General features: G+C 67.0%; 8 protein-coding genes. 1 reads left to right on the forward strand and 7 read right to left on the reverse strand.

The genetic code is table 11. From position 1 onward, the window contains the following. Window positions 1-35 precede the first annotated feature (35 nt). Window positions 36-716, forward strand: coding sequence for a haloacid dehalogenase type II (locus ACZ6O0_RS43175; RefSeq protein ID WP_465770921.1), 681 nt, complete (start codon window positions 36-38; stop codon window positions 714-716). 16 nt (window positions 717-732) lie between these two features. On the opposite strand, the gene ACZ6O0_RS43180 is transcribed toward ACZ6O0_RS43175, so the two are convergent. The 7 genes from ACZ6O0_RS43180 to ACZ6O0_RS43210 form a co-directional block, all read right to left on the reverse strand. Beyond that, entirely contained in the window at window positions 733-1,488 is a 756-nt protein-coding gene (locus ACZ6O0_RS43180; protein ID WP_465770922.1) for an ABC transporter permease, read from the reverse strand. Continuing rightward, the gene (locus tag ACZ6O0_RS43185; RefSeq protein WP_465770923.1) at window positions 1,485-2,198 is read right to left on the reverse strand and encodes an ABC transporter ATP-binding protein; all 714 of its coding nucleotides are present in this window, start codon (window positions 2,196-2,198) and stop codon (window positions 1,485-1,487) included. The genes ACZ6O0_RS43180 and ACZ6O0_RS43185 overlap by 4 nt, the downstream gene beginning before the upstream one ends. Then, entirely contained in the window at window positions 2,191-2,745 is a 555-nt protein-coding gene (locus tag ACZ6O0_RS43190) for a TetR/AcrR family transcriptional regulator (protein WP_465770924.1), read from the reverse strand. The genes ACZ6O0_RS43185 and ACZ6O0_RS43190 overlap by 8 nt, the downstream gene beginning before the upstream one ends. Window positions 2,746-2,791: 46 nt before the next feature. Next, entirely contained in the window at window positions 2,792-3,115 is a 324-nt protein-coding gene (locus ACZ6O0_RS43195; RefSeq protein ID WP_465770925.1) for a hypothetical protein, read from the reverse strand. Between the two features lie 133 nt (window positions 3,116-3,248). Further along, window positions 3,249-4,658, reverse strand: coding sequence for a CASTOR/POLLUX-related putative ion channel (locus tag ACZ6O0_RS43200; RefSeq protein WP_465770926.1), 1,410 nt, complete (start codon window positions 4,656-4,658; stop codon window positions 3,249-3,251). A 218-nt stretch (window positions 4,659-4,876) separates the two neighbouring features. Next, entirely contained in the window at window positions 4,877-5,077 is a 201-nt protein-coding gene (locus tag ACZ6O0_RS43205) for a hypothetical protein (RefSeq protein ID WP_465770927.1), read from the reverse strand. A 16-nt stretch (window positions 5,078-5,093) separates the two neighbouring features. Continuing rightward, a partial coding sequence (locus ACZ6O0_RS43210) for an ArsB/NhaD family transporter (RefSeq protein ID WP_465770928.1) occupies window positions 5,094-6,224 on the reverse strand: 1,131 nt, incomplete at its 5' end.

A 6,224-nucleotide genomic window follows, 5' to 3' on the forward strand; every position in this document is an offset into this window, starting at 1 on the left:
TGGAACGACCAATCCAAGATAAGAGGTGTGGCGAGATGAGCGCAAACCAGCGGCCCGAAGTTCTGGTGCTGGATGTCAACGAGACTCTGTCCGACATGGAGCCGTTACGGGCGAGGTTCGAGGCGGCCGGCTTGCCCGGACACGATCTGGACTCGTGGTTCGCTTCGACGCTCAGGGACGGCTTCGCGCTCACGGCAGCCGATTCCTATGGCTCGTTCCGCGACATCGGCGCCGACCTGCTCAGAGACCTACTGGTGACCGAAGGGCTTGACGCCTCCGATGAGTCGATCAACGGCGTTCTGTCCGGTTTCACCGAACTACGTGTGCATGCTGACGTCACACCAGGGCTGACCAGGTTGCGCGACCTGGGCTTCCGGCTGGTCACCTTGACCAACGGCAAGGCGGCCATGTCGGAGCGGATGTTCGCCGAGTCCGGCGTGCTGCCGTTGCTCGAGCATCGCCTGGATGTGGAGAAGCCTGGGCGGTGGAAGCCACATCCGGCGCCCTACCTGTATGCGGCCGAGGTCTGTGGGGTCGAGTTGGACCGGATGGCCCTGGTGGCGGTGCACCCGTGGGACATCGACGGAGCTCGCCGTGCCGGGATGCTGGGCTATTACCTTGATCGGCGGCGCACGCCGTACCCGCGGGCCTTCCTGCCGCCGGATCTGACCGTCGCCGACATCGAGTCCCTGGCTGACACGCTCGGCGCTCTCTGAGCCGGAAGCGCCCCGTCTATCGGTCGAGTTGGAGGCGCCGCCAGGACAGCAGGGTCAGCGCCGCGCCGGCTGCCACGATCGGTATCACCAGAGCGAGTTGGAGGGGCGTGACGGTGATGTCGCTGTTGATGGCCCACAGGGCGGGCGCTGCGAACGGAAACCAGCCGCCGCCGCCGGCGATCACGCTCACCTGGGACAGGACGAGGATGCTGATGGTGGTTCCGATTCCCGCGAGCGCCGATCTGCCGAGTGTGGCTGCCCACGCCGCCGGGGTAGCGATGACGACGCTGAAGACGGAAAGGCCGAACTGCCGGCCGATCGACGGTACGACGTCGGCGGGGACAGGGCCGAGACCGCTGGCGAGACCCAGGATGATCAGGGCGAGCAGCAAGGCGGTGGCGGTGACGAGTCCCCAGGCGAAGTAGATGATGAGCTTCGCGGCCGCGATCGTGGGCCTCGAGACCGGGAGGGCGAACAGCCCGGTGATGGTGCCGTCGGCGAATTCGCGGCTGAACAGCCAGCTCAGCACGACGCCGTACCCCACGAAGCCTGCTGCGCCGGTCACCTGGATGGCAACGGTGAGGTAGCCGGCCCATCCGCCGGGATCGATGAGTGGTCCGAGTTTGGCTGCCAGTTGGGGGTCCCGGGTGTGGACGGCCAGCAGCATCGATGAGCAGATCATCGCGATCCCGAGCACGATGAGGACCGTGGTGACCCGGACCACGGTCGCGCGGGCGAGTTTGGTGAACTCGGTGACGAGGCCGATGATCATGCCGCTGCGTCGTCGCTGTGGACGAGATCGAAGAAGGATCGCTCGATGTCGACACCGTGTGGATCGAGAGTGCCGATGATCCGGCCCGCGTTGAGGACCGAGATGCGGTCGGCGATCCGTGCGACCTCGTCGAGGTGATGGCTGCTGACCAGTACGGCGGCGCCTGCGCCGGCCCGGCGCAGGAGTGCCTCCCGGAGGAGGATCACGCCGGCCGGGTCGAGGGTGTTGGTGGGTTCGTCCAGCACGATGAAGCGCGGGTCGTGTTGCAATGCTGACGCGAGGCCGAGGCGTTGCCGGTTGCCGAGTGACAGCTTGCCGGCGCGGCGATCGGCGTACTGCGTCAGATGGAGTTCGGCGATGGCTGCTTCGACGATGCGCGTGATGGTGGCCGGTGCGATGCCGTGCAGCCTGGCGCCGAGGGAGAGGTTCTGCCGACAGGTCAGCTCGCGGTAGGCCAACGGGTAGTCGACCAGGTGCCCGACCACCGCCCAGTCGGTGTGATCCAGGTTTTGGCCGGCGATGGTGATCGTGCCGGCGGACGGCTTGAGCATGCCCAGGAGGAGGCGCATCAGTGTGGTCTTTCCAGCACCGTTCAACCCGACCAGCGCATGGACCTCACCTGCCGCGAGCCAGAGGTCCACGCCCCGGACACCGGTGCCGTCGTCGAACGTCCGGACCAGATCTCGTGCTTCGGCCGCAGGCTCAGCCACGACGACCCTCCAAGACATCCAATGCGGTCTCGATCGCCTCTCCGAGTGCATCGTCGTCGGTCAGGCTCCACTCGAGCAGCGCTGTGTTGAGTGCGCCCATCACCGCTCCCGCCGCGATCGACGCTTCCCGCCGGCTGGTCGGACCGCTGGTCAGAGCGTCGGCGATCACTGCCTCTGTCGCGGCCGTCCCGCCGGCGATGCGCGCCCGCAGCGCCGGGGTCTGAGCGACGATGCGAAGCCGGACCCGCACCTCCTCCACCGACGGCGGCGGGAGCTGCTGCCACGCTGAACGGATGCCACGCGCCGCGCGGCTGATCGGATCATGGCCGGACGGTTGCCGGCGGACCGCCGCACCGATCACCGGATCGTAGGGATCGTCCACCAGCAGACTCGCCTTGCCCGGAAAGTGCCGGAAGAACGTCATCTCCGTCACCCCGGCCCGCGCCGCGATCTCGCTCACACTCGTCGCGTCGTACCCGCGCTCGGTGAACAACTCCAGCGCCGCCGTCAGCAGGCGGTCCCGCGTCCGCTCCGCCCGAGTACCCACGAGTGAATGTTAGTCACTAACATTCACCGGCGGCAAGGGGTTGTTGTCAGTCCTCTGCCAAGACGATGACTCGGTCTTTCTCGGTCAGGGCGAGGGGTGTCTGTTTGGGCGGGTTCAGGACGACGCCGTACGACGGTGGCTGGTAGAACTCGGCGTGGATGCGGTAGCCGATGGCGGTTTCGCCGTGGCGGGCGGCGGCTTCGGCGATGGTGCTGAAGTTGGCCGGTATCCCGGGGAGCAGGTAGCCGGGGGCGGGTTTGAGGTAGATCTCGGCGCCGGTGGGGTTGAAGAGGTCTTCGAAGACGGCCGCGAGGTGGCGGTTCTCGGTGAGCTGGGTGAGCAGGAGGCTGATCAGCTTCTCGCTGACCACGAAGTCGTCGGCGCGGGTGACCTCGGCGATCTCGCGGTTGGCGTCGTCGTTGATCTCGCTGACGATCGAGTACGGCTGGTCGAGGGACTCGGCCAGGTCGCGCAGGTGCAGCAGGGTGATGAGGGTTCTCGCGTCAGCCTCCTGGGCGCCGAGTCCGTCGGCCGAGAGGACGATGACGTGCTTGGCAGGCCCGGGGATCGAGGGCTTCGAGTTCGACGCGGTTGACCGGGTCGGCGGCGGTCACCTCGACGGTGAGGTTGGTCGTCGAGCCGATGAGGTGGTCGACCAGGTCGGGGCAGGCGATGAGGAGGTGTGATCCCGGGAAGGCGAAGGCGTCGAGGAGTTCGATGATCTGGGGTGCGCGCTGGTTCCAGCCGAGCATCAGGGTGTGTTCGGGTGCCGGGTTGTGCCGCGGTCGTGGGGAGATTGCAGCCTCGATGATGCGTGGCAGGGCGTCTGCGGGCCGGATGAGGGTGTCGTCCTCGGCCAGGACGATCAGCTCGTCGGTGGCGGTGATCGGATGGTCGGTGGTCGGGTTGAGTGTGATGGTGCCGTCGGCGTGCCGCAGGCCGATCGGTATGCCGAGTTCGTAGGCATGCAGCGCCGTACCGAACGTAGTTCCGGTCAGTTGTGGTTCGGGGCGCAGGTAGAACTCGTTGCCCGCAAAGGCCAGCAGATCGGCGCAGACGGCGGACAAGCCGGATTGCCTGTGAGCGTTGACGATCAGCCGTACGGCGAGCTCGTCGGCCCGGACCAGTTGTGCGCGCCGGCCACCGGCGAGTTGCGCCGCGGGCAGGTTCGTGGAGTCGGCTACCGCGGCCACGATGTGAGGACCGTCGCCTGTCGCTCCTCGACTGCCCAAGGACAGCAGGACCTTGACGACGTGGATGTCGGAGTCCGAACCGTCGGACGGCAGCACCATGACCGAGCGGGCCGACGACAGACTGACCAGGTCGAGGTCGGCCGGGTGCAGTGGATTGCCGGACCGGCAGACGATCCGGGTCCGGCCCAGGTCAGGGACGCGGGCGCGGATGGCGTCGTCCATCTCGACCTTGTCCTTGTCGGCCAGGATCGCGACGCAGGACCGGCGGTTGCTCTGATTGGCCTGAACGAGTTCGGCGACCACGGTGAAGATCTGTTCCGACCAGCCGAGTACGACGGTGTGGTCGCGCTCGACGATGCGCGATCGGCCTTTGCGCAGTACGGCGATCTTGTGCTCCAGCCCGGTCGTCATGACGCCGATGAACGAGCTCACGATGAAGATGCCGCCCAGCGTCACGGCCAGCATGAGCGCGAGGAAGACCAGCCCGCCTTGGTCGCCGCCCATCGTGCCGGGATCCAGCGTCCGCAACAGACTCATCCACAGCAGCCCGTGCCATCCCCCGTGGTCGCCGACATCGCCGGGCGCGAACAGCAGTACCAGCACCGAGACCGCGACCACGAGCAGCGCCGATGCCAGCCCCAGCCATCCGATCAGCGCCGGCGTCCCCCGCGACATGGTGTTGTCGAACCAGTACTGGACCCTGTCCCGCCAGCTGTCCAAGACCTCAGCCTCCTTCGGCTCGCAGGAGGCACTATGTCACCCGCCGACCGGACCCGTAGTACTTGCGCGCGTCGCCTCCAGGAGGCGACCAGCAGCCAGGACTTGGGTGCTGATTGAACAGCCGCCTTCGTCGCTGCGATGGCGTTGTTCTTCGCGTTGACGGTCGCGGTCTTCGCGGTCACATCCGTCCTCCGCTTGGAGTCCGAAGAACGCACCGGTCACACTGAACCCGCGCCGGCCATCGCGGTCAGCCGGCGGCGCTGATCGGAGTCGCCGCAGTGCTGTCCGGGCATGATGAAGTGCGCCGCCAGCGCGGTGATCACGAGCGTGAGCGGTAGCCCCACCCCAACGCCCGCCCCGGCAGTCGCCACGCCGAGCGCGAGATCGACACCCCGGTGGTCTGCGGACATCAGCAGCATCGGCGCTCCAGGGTGGTCAGGACAGGACGAAGTAGCGCAGCCAGAGGTAGGGTGCGGCGACGAGGATGGTGATCGCGGTGATCACCGCGCCTTTGCGGGTGAATTCCCAGAAGCTGATCGGGTTTCCGGCGCGGAGTGCGATGCCGATGACGACGACGTTGGCGCTGGCGCCGACCGCGGTGGCGTTGCCGCCGAAGTCGGCGCCTGCGGCCAGGGCCCACCACAGGGCGTGCGCGTGCGCGGGGTCGGTGACGCCTTTGGTGAGTTCGTGGACGATCGGGCTCATCGTGGCGACGTAGGGGATGTTGTCGACGATGCCGGACAGGACGGCGGAGACGACCAGGATCAGCATCGTGGCCAGCAGTGGCCTGCCGTCGGTCGCGGTCCCGACCTGGCTGGCGAGGTTGCCGATGACGCCGGTCTTGACCAGGGCGCCGACCATGATGAACAGGCCGGCGAAGAACAGCAGGGTCTGCCATTCGACGCTGCTCATGTAGTCCTTGGTCGGCACGCCGGAGATCAGGACCAGGAGGCCTGCCCCGAGCAGCGCCACGATGGCCGGCTCGATGTGGAAGACGGCGTGCCCGACGAAACCGGCGAGAACCGCGAGTAGTACGACGCCGCTCTTGATCAGCAATCGGGTGTCCTGGATCGCCTCCCGTTCGTTCAGCCGCAGGACGTTCTCGACCCTGTCCGGGTCGACGTCGAACGAACCCCTGAACAGCCGCGGCAGCACCAGCGTGAAGACGGCCAGGGTGATGACGACCAGTGGTGTCATGTGGATCAGGAAGTCGTTGAAGGTGAGTCCGGAGCGGCTGGCGATGATGATGTTCGGTGGGTCACCGATGAGGGTGGCGGTGCCGCCGATGTTGGAGGCAAAGACCTCGGCGATCAGGAACGGCACCGGGTTGATGCCGAGCCGGTCGCAGACCAGCAGGGTGACCGGTGCGATCAGCAGCACGGTGGTCACGTTGTCGAGGAAGGCCGAGGCGACGGCGGTGATCAGGGTCAGCAGGATCATTATCCGCAGTGGGGAGCCCTTGGCCCGTTTCGCGGCCCAGATCGCGACGTACTCGAAGACGCCGGTGCGGCGCAGGACGCCGACGATGATCATCATGCCGAGGAGCAGGAAGATGACGTTCCAGTC

The organism is Kribbella sp. NPDC048837, assembly GCF_055586945.1.

Bases quoted from the DNA above. Each gene is read 5' to 3' on its own strand.
- ACZ6O0_RS43180 (WP_465770922.1), bottom strand. From the start codon at position 1,488: ATGATCATCGGCCTCGTCACCGAGTTCACCAAACTCGCCCGCGCGACC.
- ACZ6O0_RS43205 (WP_465770927.1), bottom strand. From the start codon at position 5,077: ATGCTGCTGATGTCCGCAGACCACCGGGGTGTCGATCTCGCGCTCGGC.
- ACZ6O0_RS43175 (WP_465770921.1), top strand. From the start codon at position 36: ATGAGCGCAAACCAGCGGCCCGAAGTTCTGGTGCTGGATGTCAACGAG.